The sequence below is a fragment of the Methanospirillum hungatei genome (assembly GCF_019263745.1).
Classification (GTDB): Archaea; Halobacteriota; Methanomicrobia; order Methanomicrobiales; family Methanospirillaceae; genus Methanospirillum; species Methanospirillum purgamenti.
On sequence record NZ_CP077107.1, the window covers coordinates 613,632 to 626,948 of the forward strand.

The 13,317-nt window shown below is 41.5% G+C and carries 18 protein-coding genes; 9 read left to right on the plus strand and 9 right to left on the minus strand.

Going from position 1 to position 13,317, the window contains the following annotated elements; all coding sequences use genetic code 11:
• Positions 1-234 precede the first annotated feature (234 nt).
• From KSK55_RS02930 to KSK55_RS02955, 6 genes are read right to left on the minus strand one after another with little or no spacing between them, the layout of a single operon-like run.
• Positions 235-390, minus strand: coding sequence for a hypothetical protein (locus KSK55_RS02930; protein WP_218608108.1), 156 nt, complete (start codon positions 388-390; stop codon positions 235-237).
• The gene (locus KSK55_RS02935; RefSeq protein WP_218608109.1) at positions 383-928 is read right to left on the minus strand and encodes a hypothetical protein; all 546 of its coding nucleotides are present in this window, start codon (positions 926-928) and stop codon (positions 383-385) included. Before KSK55_RS02935 ends, KSK55_RS02930 begins: the two co-directional genes overlap by 8 nt.
• 17 nt (positions 929-945) lie before the next feature.
• Positions 946-1,518 carry a hypothetical protein gene (locus KSK55_RS02940; RefSeq protein ID WP_256664163.1) on the minus strand — a complete coding sequence of 191 codons (573 nt, stop codon included), beginning with the start codon at positions 1,516-1,518 and terminating at the stop codon, positions 946-948.
• A gap of 58 nt (positions 1,519-1,576) precedes the next feature.
• On the minus strand, positions 1,577-1,960 hold the full coding sequence (locus tag KSK55_RS02945; RefSeq protein ID WP_218608110.1) for a hypothetical protein: 384 nt from the start codon (positions 1,958-1,960) through the stop codon (positions 1,577-1,579).
• Positions 1,957-2,127: a hypothetical protein gene (locus KSK55_RS02950; RefSeq protein ID WP_218608111.1), complete on the minus strand. Its 171-nt coding sequence runs from the start codon at positions 2,125-2,127 to the stop codon at positions 1,957-1,959. The genes KSK55_RS02945 and KSK55_RS02950 overlap by 4 nt, the downstream gene beginning before the upstream one ends.
• The gene (locus tag KSK55_RS02955) at positions 2,124-4,154 is read right to left on the minus strand and encodes a hypothetical protein (RefSeq protein ID WP_218608112.1); all 2,031 of its coding nucleotides are present in this window, start codon (positions 4,152-4,154) and stop codon (positions 2,124-2,126) included. The genes KSK55_RS02950 and KSK55_RS02955 overlap by 4 nt, the downstream gene beginning before the upstream one ends.
• Before the next feature lie 404 nt (positions 4,155-4,558).
• Here KSK55_RS02955 and KSK55_RS02960 point away from each other — a divergent pair, with 404 nt between their 5' ends.
• The 3 genes from KSK55_RS02960 (at position 4,559) to KSK55_RS02970 (ending at position 7,620) form a co-directional block, all read left to right on the plus strand.
• Positions 4,559-5,389, plus strand: a complete 831-nt coding sequence (locus KSK55_RS02960; protein WP_218608113.1) for a transposase — start codon at positions 4,559-4,561, stop codon at positions 5,387-5,389.
• A gap of 89 nt (positions 5,390-5,478) precedes the next feature.
• Entirely contained in the window at positions 5,479-6,957 is a 1,479-nt protein-coding gene (gene tnpC, locus KSK55_RS02965; RefSeq protein WP_218607127.1) for an IS66 family transposase, read from the plus strand.
• A gap of 18 nt (positions 6,958-6,975) precedes the next feature.
• Positions 6,976-7,620 carry a transposase gene (locus KSK55_RS02970; RefSeq protein WP_218608114.1) on the plus strand — a complete coding sequence of 215 codons (645 nt, stop codon included), beginning with the start codon at positions 6,976-6,978 and terminating at the stop codon, positions 7,618-7,620.
• On the opposite strand, the gene KSK55_RS02975 is transcribed toward KSK55_RS02970, so the two are convergent.
• Positions 7,510-8,550 carry a hypothetical protein gene (locus KSK55_RS02975; RefSeq protein WP_218608115.1) on the minus strand — a complete coding sequence of 347 codons (1,041 nt, stop codon included), beginning with the start codon at positions 8,548-8,550 and terminating at the stop codon, positions 7,510-7,512. The genes KSK55_RS02970 and KSK55_RS02975 overlap by 111 nt on opposite strands.
• Positions 8,547-8,891, minus strand: coding sequence for a hypothetical protein (locus KSK55_RS02980; protein ID WP_218608116.1), 345 nt, complete (start codon positions 8,889-8,891; stop codon positions 8,547-8,549). The genes KSK55_RS02975 and KSK55_RS02980 overlap by 4 nt, the downstream gene beginning before the upstream one ends.
• A 558-nt stretch (positions 8,892-9,449) precedes the next feature.
• Here KSK55_RS02980 and KSK55_RS16660 point away from each other — a divergent pair.
• Positions 9,450-9,572, plus strand: a complete 123-nt coding sequence (locus KSK55_RS16660) for a hypothetical protein (protein WP_372238732.1) — start codon at positions 9,450-9,452, stop codon at positions 9,570-9,572.
• A gap of 569 nt (positions 9,573-10,141) precedes the next feature.
• Positions 10,142-10,348 (plus strand): hypothetical protein, encoded by a 207-nt coding sequence (locus KSK55_RS02985; RefSeq protein ID WP_218608117.1) that lies wholly within the window; start codon positions 10,142-10,144, stop codon positions 10,346-10,348.
• 39 nt (positions 10,349-10,387) lie between these two features.
• On the opposite strand, the gene KSK55_RS02990 is transcribed toward KSK55_RS02985, so the two are convergent.
• The gene (locus KSK55_RS02990) at positions 10,388-11,083 is read right to left on the minus strand and encodes a hypothetical protein (RefSeq protein WP_218608118.1); all 696 of its coding nucleotides are present in this window, start codon (positions 11,081-11,083) and stop codon (positions 10,388-10,390) included.
• A 704-nt stretch (positions 11,084-11,787) separates the two neighbouring features.
• On the opposite strand from KSK55_RS02990, the gene KSK55_RS16355 reads away from it, so the two are divergent.
• From KSK55_RS16355 to KSK55_RS03005, 4 genes are all read left to right on the plus strand, one after another.
• Positions 11,788-11,910, plus strand: coding sequence for a hypothetical protein (locus KSK55_RS16355; RefSeq protein ID WP_256664164.1), 123 nt, complete (start codon positions 11,788-11,790; stop codon positions 11,908-11,910).
• A 410-nt stretch (positions 11,911-12,320) separates the two neighbouring features.
• Complete coding sequence (locus tag KSK55_RS02995; RefSeq protein ID WP_218608119.1) at positions 12,321-12,602, plus strand: UPF0175 family protein; 282 nt, start codon at positions 12,321-12,323, stop codon at positions 12,600-12,602.
• 18 nt (positions 12,603-12,620) lie between these two features.
• Positions 12,621-13,004 carry a HEPN domain-containing protein gene (locus KSK55_RS03000; protein WP_218608120.1) on the plus strand — a complete coding sequence of 128 codons (384 nt, stop codon included), beginning with the start codon at positions 12,621-12,623 and terminating at the stop codon, positions 13,002-13,004.
• Positions 12,980-13,312: a nucleotidyltransferase domain-containing protein gene (locus KSK55_RS03005; protein WP_214418729.1), complete on the plus strand. Its 333-nt coding sequence runs from the start codon at positions 12,980-12,982 to the stop codon at positions 13,310-13,312. The genes KSK55_RS03000 and KSK55_RS03005 overlap by 25 nt, the downstream gene beginning before the upstream one ends.
• Positions 13,313-13,317: the final 5 nt, after the last annotated feature.

The window sequence follows — 13,317 nt, forward strand, 5'->3', positions numbered from 1 at the left end:
TTTTTATATATTATTATAATTCAATGTTGAAAAAAATTTTTGTTTCTATTATCGAGATATACTTATTTGCAAAAATCTTTAGTTGATTGAAAGTACACAAAAGTTTCATTAGCGAAGTAAATTTGATAATAAAGATTAATTCTTGAAAAATTAAAGAAAATAATTCTAATATTTAAAAATTCAGAAATTTGTGAACATTCAATTAAATTATCAGTTCGATTCTTCTCCCTCCCCCTATTCCATCCCCATCACCTCACCATCCTCCCCCACCCGGACCAGACTGAGCACCCTCCGGCTCTCCCGGATGTACCTGATCCAAATCCCGGCAGTTCCGATACAACTCACCACCGAAATCCCAAGAGAAATTCCTGAAAGAATTATCTCAATCACCGAGCACCATCCGTTCGGTCACGTTCATCATTCCTCCGACATCAGACCCAAACCGCACCGTTCGGTTCCCATCATCAGATTCTGCCCTCGTAAGCAAAAGCCCGGATCCGTTCACCTGAAATCTGGCTCCTAACACATCACTCAGTTCCCGTGACGAAACATACCTTCCCCCGGAAAAAAGGCCGGATGCTACAATCTCACTCCGTCCAACTGTCACATTTCCCGGAAGAGTAAACATACACCGGGAAGCTTCATCAGATGAATTCGAACCACGATCTGAATACTCGTCAATCCCCATCGGTCCGGATGATTCCTGCGAGGTGAACACCTCCACCGAATCACCAAGATGAAGAATTCGCATGAGCGAGGAGAGATCGGTTGTGAAAAAACTCCCGGAATAATGTTCATCTTGACCCTGAACAGACGAAGAAACCCAGGTTGCTCCGTCACACTGAATCGAAGACGAGATCTCATCGGCAAATCCTACCGGGCTGAGCAGAAAGAGGATGATGAATCCGGAAAAGAATAACCGGTTCATATATGCTCCGAAGAGAATCAGGCCAGAGCACCCACGGTATCTGCCCAGGTCTCAATAGTGGTCAGAATACTGTCGGACTCATAGCTGGAAACAGAGATCCTGTCCCGTTTGAATGCGACGTTGAAGAGTTCTCCATTTGCAGCATGACATTTGAGCGTCACACTATACCCGTCATCTGAACTGTCATGAGATGCAGTTCCGCCCATCGCAGTACTCAGTACGGTGTTCGCAAGGATTGTTGAGATATTCGTATCAAAACCACCAGAACTTGGGGCTTTGACAGAGATTCGTCCCACCTGTTTTCCCTCATTGTTCTCATACACAACTGTTCCGGAATAATATTCCGAGCCCTTCATAATCGCCGGATTGGTCTCTCCGCCTGATTCATAGCTCGTGCATCCCCACGGATTATCGGCGAGGATATCACCGATGATAGTATTCATTGCATCCTTACTGGCAAACGGAGTAGCAAGTACCCGTTCTGCACTTTTGACAACTGATTTTGACACAAAATCTGCCATATTCGACGTACCCCTGCCGTGTGCACACCGGCACAATGAGATTGAGAGGAGAATAATATAGGATTTCATCCACTCTCCAAATCATTAGAGTATCAAACCTGTTCTGCCGATTCAGGGCAGGAAAAGATCAATTGATAGCATCCCCTCCGGATAGTTGCCTTGGTTCCCTGACGAGAAATACCGGGGCTTTGCGATGTTCTCCGGACAGTACTTTTCGAACCCGGTCTGCAGGTGTAACATAAATCATGTTTCCAATCGTCAGGTAAAATCCCCGACGACTTACTGACAAAGTAGCAGTACCACATTGGTTCATCGTTTCGGATACATACACCGGGGAATCTCCTAGACCGAAAATAACCACATGCACGCCATTCAGGCTGATATCAAACATCCCTGACCCGTCAATCACAACCCGGAGATTCTCTTTGGCAAGAAACATACGTCCGGATTTTTCAAACGAACGGTTCCGTAGATCAGGAGCCGGCTTTTCTGATATTACAACAAATTTCATTTTTCTTCTTCCAGTGGACACTTTTTGAGATATGATGGCATCTGGTTTCCCAGGGCACAGAATCTTCTTCTGGTAATCACGTTCGGATCATTCTTATTCTGAAAATTGTGCCAGACAAGATACGGACATTTTTTGATCCGGCAGTCATCAGTAACAGGCCGTTTCATTCCGGATTCTCCCTCGTGTTCCTGGCAGATTCACGCTTGTAACAGGACTCACACAAACCGATATGCGACTCACGATCAATCCAGGCAACCGGAAGAATATCACAAAGAGAGCACCGTCCCCCGGTCTCTCTTCGTACCATCGAACTGGTCTGAATTACACCGGGAAGGGTAACAAGACGGGCAACATGACTGCTCACCGCCCGATGATAACATGCTTCACAGAGCATAATCGGCGGATTATTCTGCCCTTTTCGCATCTTCTGTGTATACATCGTGGGTTTCCGGCCACACACAGCACACCGTTCCTGTGACGGCCATCCGGTCAGATGCACAAACTCATGAGGATCGATCTGTGAAATCTGCAGTACCGCTGGAATGCTGCACTGTGCTGCAGGGATCCGCTCAAATTCAGGCGTTGGTTTTGAAATCTCTCGATTATCAGAAGAGAGAAGGGAATCGTGTTCTGCAACCCTGAATTCACAGAGAGTATCATCCACAGAGAGCGGAGAAGAGTGCTCTCCCCCCGTGAGTTCTCCTTCTGCAGCATACAAAGAAAGATCTCTAAGTGATGATGGATGTACTGTATTTAGAAGAATATTCGCGCTGCTTTCATCTGCTGCAGGTGCAGCACTCCTGCAGAAATGACCCTCTTTTTTCCGCACTGCTTCCACACAGGAGCCATCATCCGGTGAGGAGTCAGGCTGCTGACCAGCCCCTTCTTCCGCTGAAACAGAACCGGGATCAAAAGTCTCTTCTGACTGAGCCGTATCACCAGATCCATCTTCTTTCTCCTTCCGAGAGCCTGCATCACCGCCCTCAGGTCCGGGATCTCTAAAATCCTCATCCACGGCAGGATCATCTTTACGGAGGGTAACCGTTCCACGAGTGAGCCAGGACTCATAGAGTTGCTGGTCCCAGGTGAATACCTTGAGCCGTCGCGAAACCGTCTGACCATTCTCTCCGCTGGTGATCGCCCGTTCATAATACGAGATCGCCGGACATTTTTCTAAAAGACCGGAATACACACTTCCCCGTGACTGGTATCCGTTCAACAATTTGTAAATTGATGAATTTGACCATCCGGTTATCCGTTGCAGATCAGGGACCGTCATCTCCGTGAGATTGAGTGCCTGGATGGCAGTGATGAGAGAAGCTTCCCGTTTGGTCAGTTTTGTCTCCTGACCACCGGTATCCCCGTTCAGGGCATCAAAAAGCTGTGCTGCAGCAGAAAAATCTTCTTTTGTCGCAACCACACACGGCGTCCCATCTACTACTGACCGCTCCCGCTGAAACTGGTTCAGCACGGCAAAAGTCTTGATTAGATCAAGAAGCATATCCGGATTTCTTCGGTTCGCAGCAGAATTGAATCGAATTTGTTTGGCAAACGGAATCGTGACCCAGGACGGGGTAATCGTCCGCCAGATCTGCCTGATAACCCTGACCTCTTTTCGAATCTTCGTATGTGTCGCAGGAATCCGGGAAGCTTCATCAAGTGCCCGTTCAAGCACCCGCTTGTCTAGTTCTTCACTATCATCAATCCAGCAGGTAAGCATCCGGTTAAACACCTGGTCATCACCGGCCCCTTCGACCTTCGTAATCCACCATACACACCGTTCCGGGATGATGCAGGTCATACCAGTTCGTTCCTTGCTCACCGTCCGGTACCTGAACGGACGCTGAAAAGATGACGTAACCCCCTTCAGAATCTCCTGCATCTGGTCTGAAAGACTCACATCATCAAGGGCGATTATCGATCCCGGTTTCAGATCATTGATGTAAAAGAGTGCTTTATCACTCATCCTGCCGTCAATCCGCAGTTCATCCGGGACAAGACTGAGCATCGTATCAATCGTATGGGACTTTCCTTTCCCTGACTCCCCGGTAATAGAGACATGAAGTCCCTTGGAATTTATCACCGCCCGGGATGCAAGCGACATGATAAGACAGGTTGCAACAACCCTGTCCCCTTCATGCTCTTTGGAAAATTCATCAAGGATATACCTGATAGGATCAGTCGTCTGGAGCACATGCTCAGCCTCGGCCTTTATCTTCTCATCGCGTCTATCAGGACAAATTCGCCCCTCAGCCAGGACCTTCTCCCTTATCCGGTCTTTTGAAAGCTTGGAAAGACGTTCCCCTATATCCGGTTTTCCGTCAAATCGTTCCTTGAGCTCTTTCCATCGCTGGGTTCCTCCTCCGCAGGAATCATGATGACATCCTGCAAAAACACCGCCCGAACCAAATTGTATACCCTAACTTTTCTTAGTTAACCCAGTATTGTAAGTTTCCTTCAAATATTTTTACCCTTTGTTTTGAAAAATATTCAATTTTTAAGGAGTTTAAAAAATGAACTTCTAGAACAGGGCAAAATATTTATAATTCTACTAATAAATTAACACAGTGTATTTTAACCCAGTAGTAGGATATGAATATGATCCCTGATAAGGTGCGGCACACCCTTCAAAACTTGAAAAAAAATCTTCAACATAACGTAGAAATTCATCAAATCAAAGGTGGTTTTTATGTTTATCGCGCTTCAAGTGTGTATGATCCACAAACAAAAAAATCGAAAAAAACGACACACTATATTGGATCCATAACTCGTGATGGTACGTTTAAACCCAAAAAAAATTCAGCCTCAAAAATAGTTTCAAACAGAGAAATATTTGAATATGCTAATGGGATGCTAGCCTATTCATACATCAAGGATCTTGAATCATTATTAGAAAAATATACTCCATATTTCAAGGAATTAGTCACTATGGCTATCGTAAAAGCCTTAGATCCTAAACCTCTCAGATTAATTGAATCACGATGGGAAAAGTTAGATTTATCCAATCAAATCAATGTCAAATTGTTGCCTAAACATTTAGGAGAGGTACTTCACCAAATCGGTTCTGAAGTTGGCTGGTGGTATGACTTATTTGCAGAATTAGCTTCAGACGACGATTTGATATTTTACGACTTAACTGCGATTATTACTTATTCTGAATCAATAAAGTTAGCTGAAAAGGGATATAATGCAGACCATGATAAAAACGAACAAATTGGGGTTTCAATGGCATTCTCATCGAATACCGGTCTTCCAATCGGATGCGATGTCTCATATGGATCTATGAGAGATATAAAAACAATAAAAAATTTCTTAAATCGATTTAAAGACAACGATATTGGATTAATTTTGGATCGGGGCTTCTCTTCGTATTCATTGTTGAATGGTAACTATTCAGCCGGTCTCAGCGCCCTTATCCCGTCCATCTGAAAACCTACTCTAATATTAGTCCTCTTCTTCTAAAAATTCATTTTTACCGAAAGATCTTTTTATAATGACTATTAACGTTAAATTATCAAATGGACTTTCCAGAAGAACTCAAAGCCAAAATACTTGAATGTCCTCCTGAAGTAATTGCATATATTGTTCACCTACATGAAAGAATTGATCAATTAGAATCCAGAGTCAAAGAACTCGAATCCAGGCTAAACCTCAATAGTCGAAATAGCGGAAAACCACCATCTTCTGATGGGTATGCTAAAAAGAATCGAAATAAATCAGATTCTCGAAAGAAATATCCGGGAGGTCAACCCGGCCATAAAGGGACAACCTTAAGGCAGAGTCCTCATCCAGATCATATCGAATATCATAAACCTCATGAATGCTCCAAATGTGGACATAGCCTTGTTTCTGGAAAAATACTCGGCATTGAAAAAAGACAGGTTTTTGATCTTCCCCCTCCTCCCACAATCGAGATAACAGAACATCAGTCTTTCACTATCTGCTGTCCTCATTGTGGTTTAAAAACATCAGGGGATTTTCCCGAAGATGTTACACATCCAGTTCAATATGGATCCAGAGTCAAATCTTATCTGACCTATTTTTCTCATCATCAATTAATCCCTTATGAACGAGTAACTGAAATCTGCTCAGTTCTTTTCGGTTTTTCTGTTAGTCCTGGAACAATCGTAAATTTAACTCACAATCTAGCGAAGAAATTACAATCATTTAAGGATGATATTGTAAACGTTCTTCAAAATGAGCCCGTAATCCATAATGATGAAACTGGAGTCAGAGTAGAAGGAAAACTTCATTGGCTTCATGTGACCTGTACTCCTAACCTAACTCATTATTCCCTTCAGAGAAAAAGAGGTAAAGAAGGAATGGATAATATTGGAATCCTTCCTGAATTTCATGGGATTAGTGTTCATGATTTCTGGGGTCCTTATCTTTCCTATTCCTGCGAACACAGTTTTTGTTGTGCTCATATTATCCGAGAACTCATCCGGGTTGAAGAAGAAACCTCTCAAAAATGGCCTTATGATCTTATTGAGTTATTATTAGGGGCAAAAGAAAACAAAGAGATATTTCATGGAGTTGGGGTTCCTATTCCTCCAATCATTCGTACCAGTCTGATGGAGTCATACGATGAATTGATACAGATAGGACTGGATGAAAATCCTCCACCGGTTGTAGATGAAGTAAAAAGGGGCAGGAAGAAAAAGGGATTTGTACGAAACTTACTCGAAAGGCTAAAAGAGTGGAGAGAGAGTGTGTTGAGATTTATAAATGATCCTCTCGTTCCATTCGACAATAATCAGGCCGAGAGAGATATTCGTATGATGAAGGTAAAAATGAAAATATCAGGTGGATTTAGAAGCTTCGATACAGCCAGTGCGATTGCTCTGATCAGAAGTTACATCTCAACTATAAGAAAAAATGGAATTAATGTTATTGAAGGAATTGTTTCAGCATTTCATAATTTTCCATGGTCACCAAATAGAACCAAAGATATTAGTGGAGAGTCGTTACTCTCTCAAAATCTTGCATTAGCCTAAGCCGACTGAATAGTTACGTTGAATGAACTAAAAAAAAGAGGTATTCACTACCTTGTCCCATTAAAAAAGAATTCAAAATTCTTACAAAAATCTAAAATAGTATGGGATGGAGGGTTTTTATATCGTAATAGAGGGATTTTGTGTACGTGTGTTAATAATCAATATGGTTACCTCTACCTTTATATGGATCCCTTATTGAAGGGGGAAAAAGAATCTACTTTACTAAAAAATTCACTTAAAAGAGGCCTGAATGTAGGTGAATATCAAAATAAATGCGAATTTTCGGGAATAATTCCAATATTATCTGACATTGCTAAACCTCCAGCAGAAATTTTTCTTTTATATAAAGAGAGGGAAGATGTGGAACTTGCATTTGATGCATTAAAAAACCCAATAGATTCAGATAAATCGTATTTGCAGTCGGAAGAAAGTGTTAGAGGTTATTTTTTCATATCATTATTGGCACTGAGGATATACTTTTCAGTTTTAAGAAAACTTCGCATATTAAACTTAAATCAGATTATCTCTGTAGAAGAAGTCTTTTTTGAACTTTCAAAAATTGAGATAATTCATGATGCACGTGGAACAAAAAGTTTTGCACAGATTCCTAAGAGAGCAACAAAAATACTCAGCCTCTTCACCGACCAAATACCTATGGGTTAAAATGCCGAGTTCAGGTTGTATAGTATATGCCCCATCCTGGTGAGCATCTGAAAACGGACACCGGTCAAGGACATAGAGTGTGCCATCATGGAACGGTTTTTCCTCATACCCGATACCATGACCGAAAAGCCATGCACCAAGATCATCAACCTGACCACCGGTCCCAGCTGAAGATGGCACATCTGGAATAGTATCCGGATAGAGCGAAGCAAGTCTGAAAAGATCCGGTTCCAAAACTCCTTCTATCTGGTCAGGAAGACTGATGATATCTGAAAACCGGTATGGTCGTTCAGGAGTATTGTCACCTTTTCGTGACATCGTGCCGTACAGCTTCCAGATACGTGCAGCGTTAAAATTCGCCACATCAACCGAACACTGTTCATCAGAAAACCGGATATGGAGGGATTCGAGACATCCCTTTACCAGATCCCGTGATTTCACATCATTTGGAAGATCAATTCTGTACAGGAGATGTGCCCCGTTTCCAGAATCGGCAATAATAGGTTCAGGCCATCCAATAGAAGTAAGATACCCTGCTATTTCCAGAGCCTTTGCACGTGCAGCCTCATGTTCTTCATCTGATGACGACACCCCGGATGGCCGGGCCGGATCAATATCAATCGGGAGCCATCGTCTCCGGATGATATCCTGGTCAGCAGTTGTAGCATCCTTCTTGGTAAGACGCATCAGGATCCGGTTGGCCCTTCGTGCAAGCAGGGCCGGTTTCATCTCATTCAGGGTGATATAAATTCCCCTGATCTGGGGGTTTGAATCAAGAACTGATACTGCTTCGGCTAGTTTCTCCGGATTATTGTAATACCCGGACCCGATACCATCCTGCAGAATGATTCGGGTCTCTACCACCTGCTCAGGTCTTGAAAGGATGGTAAGTGCAGAGAGAATTCTCTGCTTTCGATCCTGCCCATTCATGCAGATCTTCCGGAAAGAGCGCAGATCCCACCAGGGAATACCCGGTACCGGTTCCAGCAGCCAGGGACAGAAGTCCAGAGCTCAACTTCAGCCTTGAGAGGAACTGACCGGACAAGACCTGCAAGTTCTTTCACTCGTAATTGAAACTTCTCCGGATTTTTCCATTCCTTGGAAGAGATGACTTTGACAAATACCAGTTCATCCCGACCTTTCCAGCCGATGATATCTATTGGAACAGGGGAAGGAGAGACACGGACCGTGCAGTATCCAAGACTTGCAAGATATGACTTAGCGGAATAGGAAATTGTCCGCACAGTCTGATAATGAGGAGTATCGGTCATGAATTCCTCACTTTCTTCTGAGGATACCCTGGCAGGCAGGTAACTTTTTTACATCCCAGAATAATGTATGATTGTTCCCCTTCTGTGATCAGCTTGGCAGTGAAGTCAACGAGGGGGGACACATTCATTACGATTTTCTGAACTGATTTCTCTTTTTTCCAACGAATTTTAAAGTAAAATCGTTGTTTAAACCAGATTATGCGAGAAGCAAATCTCATCCTATCACTTCTGTCTCCGGATTGAGTCATCAAATCTCAATAAGAGTTTAATTCTGAATTTCCGGCAGACAAAACATCATGTATTCGGATGAGATTAAAATCTAACGAAATTATGTTTACACATATCATATGAGTTTATATCTCACATGATGACGGAGAGAATAGCAAAATTGTATGAGGGTGACGAATCTCAACAGGTTCAAACGAATGATATCTGACAATATTAGATGATCAAATCCGAAATCCTTTGACGATAAATGATATGCTGGGTGAGGATCTTGATAATGAATATACCCTGAAGATTTAACAGGAAATTCTGGATTATCTCCCGGCAAGGTACGTGATTCACACGGTTGGTCCAATATGGGGTCAGGGCGATGAAGAAAAACTCCTTTGCATGGTACGGAAGCAATGTCATGTGCTACCGAGTATGTATGGAAAGAATTGCCTTTCCTGCCATTAGCACCGGAGGATATGGATATCCTGAAAATAATAGGTGATTCGGATGTTATACTATCAGAAAAACCACCCGAAAGGTATTGACGAAATAATGAATGAAATACCCAACTCAATAGCTCATATATCAAGATAACCGGTTGATACTTTCTTTTATACCTCCGTTGATGATGTATGACTGTGGAGTGGAAATATTCGTTCTCTGCCTCAATGGAATGAGAGGAGCGTTTGAATGATAAATCTGATTCAAGGGATTATCAGAAATGCTATTTGTCAACCTTCTCTCTCCTCCTCTCTGCATGGAACAGTTACAATCCATTTTTCCACTCATGTATCTGAAAATAAGAGACAAAAAAGGTGCCAGATATGGTTGATAAAACATTGTTCGGTTGCTTTATTGTCCTGATTATCTCCGTCATTATGTTTGGTTGTACGGCAATTATTTTCATGGTTCAACCGGGCACGATGAATCAGCAGGATTCACGTATTTTAATGAACGGTGATAATCAGAACATGATACCCGGTTATCACGGTATAAATCAGGGAAATTTTCAGAGCCCTATGCAGGGAGAATCAATGATTCAATTCACGAAATCTGAAAATGGAATGAATTGTCCAGGTCATCATCAGATGAAATCCTCAAAACATTGTTCACAAGGTCCCGGACAGAGGGGAGATGAGAAGGATAAAAAGGAAGTGACCAGTCATAAAAAGAAACCTGAAAAGGTTCCATTCAGTTCTGATGATGATGCCCTGTACAAAATACAGATTTATCAGAACTAATGATCCATTCCTCCATTTTTATTCAAGTACCAATTCTGTTCACAGTTCTCTGGTCAGGTTGAGACATGTTCCTTCGGCATAATCCATTTCTTCACAGTCAGTCTCGATAAGATACATACCGTCGTCAGAAAGAGCAAAGGTTGCATTATCTGGATATTCCCAGGTTGTGGAGAGTGTTTTTCCATCATCAGATACGAGACCTTCAAATATTCCATACCCATCCGGAGATGATAAGTTGAAGTAGGTGCCTGTTACGGAATTGCCACTCTGATGAATGGTGAATGATGAATTCTGTGTCAGCCAGTCTCCTGACCAGATATTCTCTGGATCGAGTATCGTGCCGTTTCTGAACCCTTCTGTGTTGTAGGTATATGGCTCAGTTTCATCGGAAAACTGATCAACCGTCCCATTTCCGGTGAAGGATATCTGGTCATCAGAGAGGATTAATGTAAGGGTGCCTGAGTCTTTCAGGATGGCAGTGAGTTCTTTTCCATCTTCTGAAAGGGTTCCGGATAAGAGAAATGGATCGTTCAGATCAGGATTATGGGATATCGCAATTCCTGTGACTTCAGATTCGTTCTGTTCAAGCGTAAGTGTATAGTTCACATCAGTCCAGGTTCCAGCCCATGAGAAATCCGTTATGGTGTTTTCAGCAGGGATCTCTTCAGCAAACCCTGTGCAGACAAGGAACAGGCAGAGAGTCAGCAGGATTCCGGATTGATACATACGTTTCATGGTTAGTCCTCAGTGGTAATGAAAAGATATGGGCTTTTCATGGTTTAAGGTATCGAAAAAGTATTCGAGAATGGTTTATTGAAATGATATGTGAATCTATTAGTTCTCAAAATTTTATGAAGTAAAGGAAATCAAAAACATATAAACGACATTATGAAAATATTTAATTAAATGAACAGATACCATAATTCCTCGAATCTTCAAATAATTTATGCGAATATGATTACTATTGATGAGGTGGAATCAGTAATTCAAAATCTTCTATATGATCTCAGAGATCGGGCCCTTCAATTCATTGAGGAATTAAACAAAGAGTACCAGCAATATGAAAAGAAATTTTCCTTTGACTGGGTGTCGGTGAATTTGAAGACGAAGAACCGTCCCTCTCTCCGGTTGAATTACAGCATAAGATCCAAACCCTGAAGGGTTGATGTACCTCCTTAATACAAACATTCTCCTGAAATTACTATTAAGGAGAGCACATGCACCTATTGTTTGAGATTCCTGCAGACTCCTGATAATAAAATTACTGACCTAATACGATGATTAGAAATTCTAATATCTACGCTTACAGGTTTGTTGATTTATTTCCACACCGACCTCAAAATTCATGTTGGAAGATATATTGTGTTATGAATATTTTCATCAGTAACTACATTTCGAATGTTTTTGTCTTAAAATAACTTTGATGAGAGGCGTTAATCATGGGTGCTCTAACAGTCCGGGTAAAGTCATTTGGTGACAATAGTTTCATACCGTTTATTGGTGCTTTCGTTTCATCCGGAGACAAATATTTTCCAGATGACATCAGCCATAGCAAGGTTTAATGTTGAATAATCCCTCTGGTGTGCCAAAAACTCTCCATCACTCCTGGATTGCCGAAAGCCCCCCCATCCGGATACCCGAAACTCCGGGTTACATGACCGGATCACCAATGGTCCGGATTGGTGTAGTGGCTAACCCTCAAAATTATAATTTATTAGATCCGGTGGCTTCTTCGATAAATTCGGGAGTTAAAAGAAATTGGTGTGTCAACCCTGGTCCGGTGGGGTGGTTAGTAATGCGGTGAATTTAAGGTATTTTATAAATAATTTAGAGAAATACTAAGTTTTAGGAATGATAGTTCTCGTTTTAGTTATCATGGCTTTTAGACCGGAAAGGAGAAAAGAGTATGAATCCATATAACACACAAATATTAATGTCACTCTTTAAGGTATCATAATCCTGGAGAAATCAAATGCCAGATGACATTACTCTTACCATTCCATCATCTATCGTTCAGGAGATGAAACTTCCACCAGATACTGTCAAAGAAGAACTCACGAATGAATTAACATTAGGCCTCTATCAGCGAGGAATAATTACATCTGCCCAGGCATGCCGATTATCAGGACTTGATCGGTTCCAATTTGAAGAACTGCTCTGGAAAAGGCATAATCAACTCCATTATTCAGAAGAAGATCTCGGGAAGGATATCAAATATGCAACTGGTAAACTCTGTTGCACAGTATATTTTTAAATGAGGAAATTTAGAAAAATGGAACATGAAGTTTTAGAGTGGTTACATCAGGCTGAATATGATTATGAAGATGCAGAATATCTCTTTCATGGAAAGAGATATCCAAAGGCAGTATTCTGCTGTCATTTGACGCTTGAAAAAGGATTAAAAGCTCTCTACCTTCATTATTTAAAAACTCAACCCCCAAGAACTCATAGTCTGGATTTTTTAATACAAACTATTCCTGGTGGAGTGCCAGAAAAGTTCGATAATCTTATGGATATATTAGAGGATGTAAGCGTTAAGATAAGATATCCTCCATTACTTGATATACTTCTAAATGATATTACTGAAGAGACTGCCAGGATGATTATTGAAGATACTGGAGATTTTTTATCATGGATTCGTGGGTTGAATCTTTAATTACTGATCTTTCAGAAGATATGAAAAAACAGGGGATAAATATCACTTCGATTATCCTGTTTGGTTCACAATTTGAAGGAACGGCAACCAATGAAAGTGATATTGATCTTGCAATAGTATCCCCGTCATTTACTGGTCTTAGTTCACTTGAACGAAGAAAAAAATGTAAAAAATCTATCCGACATATTATTGATATCTATAAAATTCCAGTTGATCTCATTCTTCTTACTCCGAACGAGTATGAAAATGAAAACTCTCTTCGGATGTCGTTTATTCGCCAAGGAATAAGTGTTCCTGTCCTGGCATAAATTAT

What these genes read in the sequence shown, in the direction of transcription:
- KSK55_RS16355 (WP_256664164.1), top strand. Translation starts at nt 11,788, where the DNA reads ATGGGTGCTCTAACAGTCCGGGTAAAGTCATTTGGTGACAATAGTTTC.
- tnpC (WP_218607127.1), top strand. Translation starts at nt 5,479, where the DNA reads ATGGACTTTCCAGAAGAACTCAAAGCCAAAATACTTGAATGTCCTCCT.
- KSK55_RS03000 (WP_218608120.1), top strand. Translation starts at nt 12,621, where the DNA reads ATGGAACATGAAGTTTTAGAGTGGTTACATCAGGCTGAATATGATTAT.
- KSK55_RS02945 (WP_218608110.1), bottom strand. Translation starts at nt 1,960, where the DNA reads ATGAAATTTGTTGTAATATCAGAAAAGCCGGCTCCTGATCTACGGAAC.
- KSK55_RS02960 (WP_218608113.1), top strand. Translation starts at nt 4,559, where the DNA reads ATGATCCCTGATAAGGTGCGGCACACCCTTCAAAACTTGAAAAAAAAT.
- KSK55_RS02940 (WP_256664163.1), bottom strand. Translation starts at nt 1,518, where the DNA reads ATGAAATCCTATATTATTCTCCTCTCAATCTCATTGTGCCGGTGTGCA.
- KSK55_RS03005 (WP_214418729.1), top strand. Translation starts at nt 12,980, where the DNA reads ATGGATTCGTGGGTTGAATCTTTAATTACTGATCTTTCAGAAGATATG.
- KSK55_RS02950 (WP_218608111.1), bottom strand. Translation starts at nt 2,127, where the DNA reads ATGAAACGGCCTGTTACTGATGACTGCCGGATCAAAAAATGTCCGTAT.
- KSK55_RS02990 (WP_218608118.1), bottom strand. Translation starts at nt 11,083, where the DNA reads ATGAAACGTATGTATCAATCCGGAATCCTGCTGACTCTCTGCCTGTTC.
- KSK55_RS02980 (WP_218608116.1), bottom strand. Translation starts at nt 8,891, where the DNA reads ATGACCGATACTCCTCATTATCAGACTGTGCGGACAATTTCCTATTCC.
- KSK55_RS02935 (WP_218608109.1), bottom strand. Translation starts at nt 928, where the DNA reads ATGAACCGGTTATTCTTTTCCGGATTCATCATCCTCTTTCTGCTCAGC.
- KSK55_RS02985 (WP_218608117.1), top strand. Translation starts at nt 10,142, where the DNA reads ATGATTCAATTCACGAAATCTGAAAATGGAATGAATTGTCCAGGTCAT.
- KSK55_RS02995 (WP_218608119.1), top strand. Translation starts at nt 12,321, where the DNA reads ATGCCAGATGACATTACTCTTACCATTCCATCATCTATCGTTCAGGAG.
- KSK55_RS02975 (WP_218608115.1), bottom strand. Translation starts at nt 8,550, where the DNA reads ATGAATGGGCAGGATCGAAAGCAGAGAATTCTCTCTGCACTTACCATC.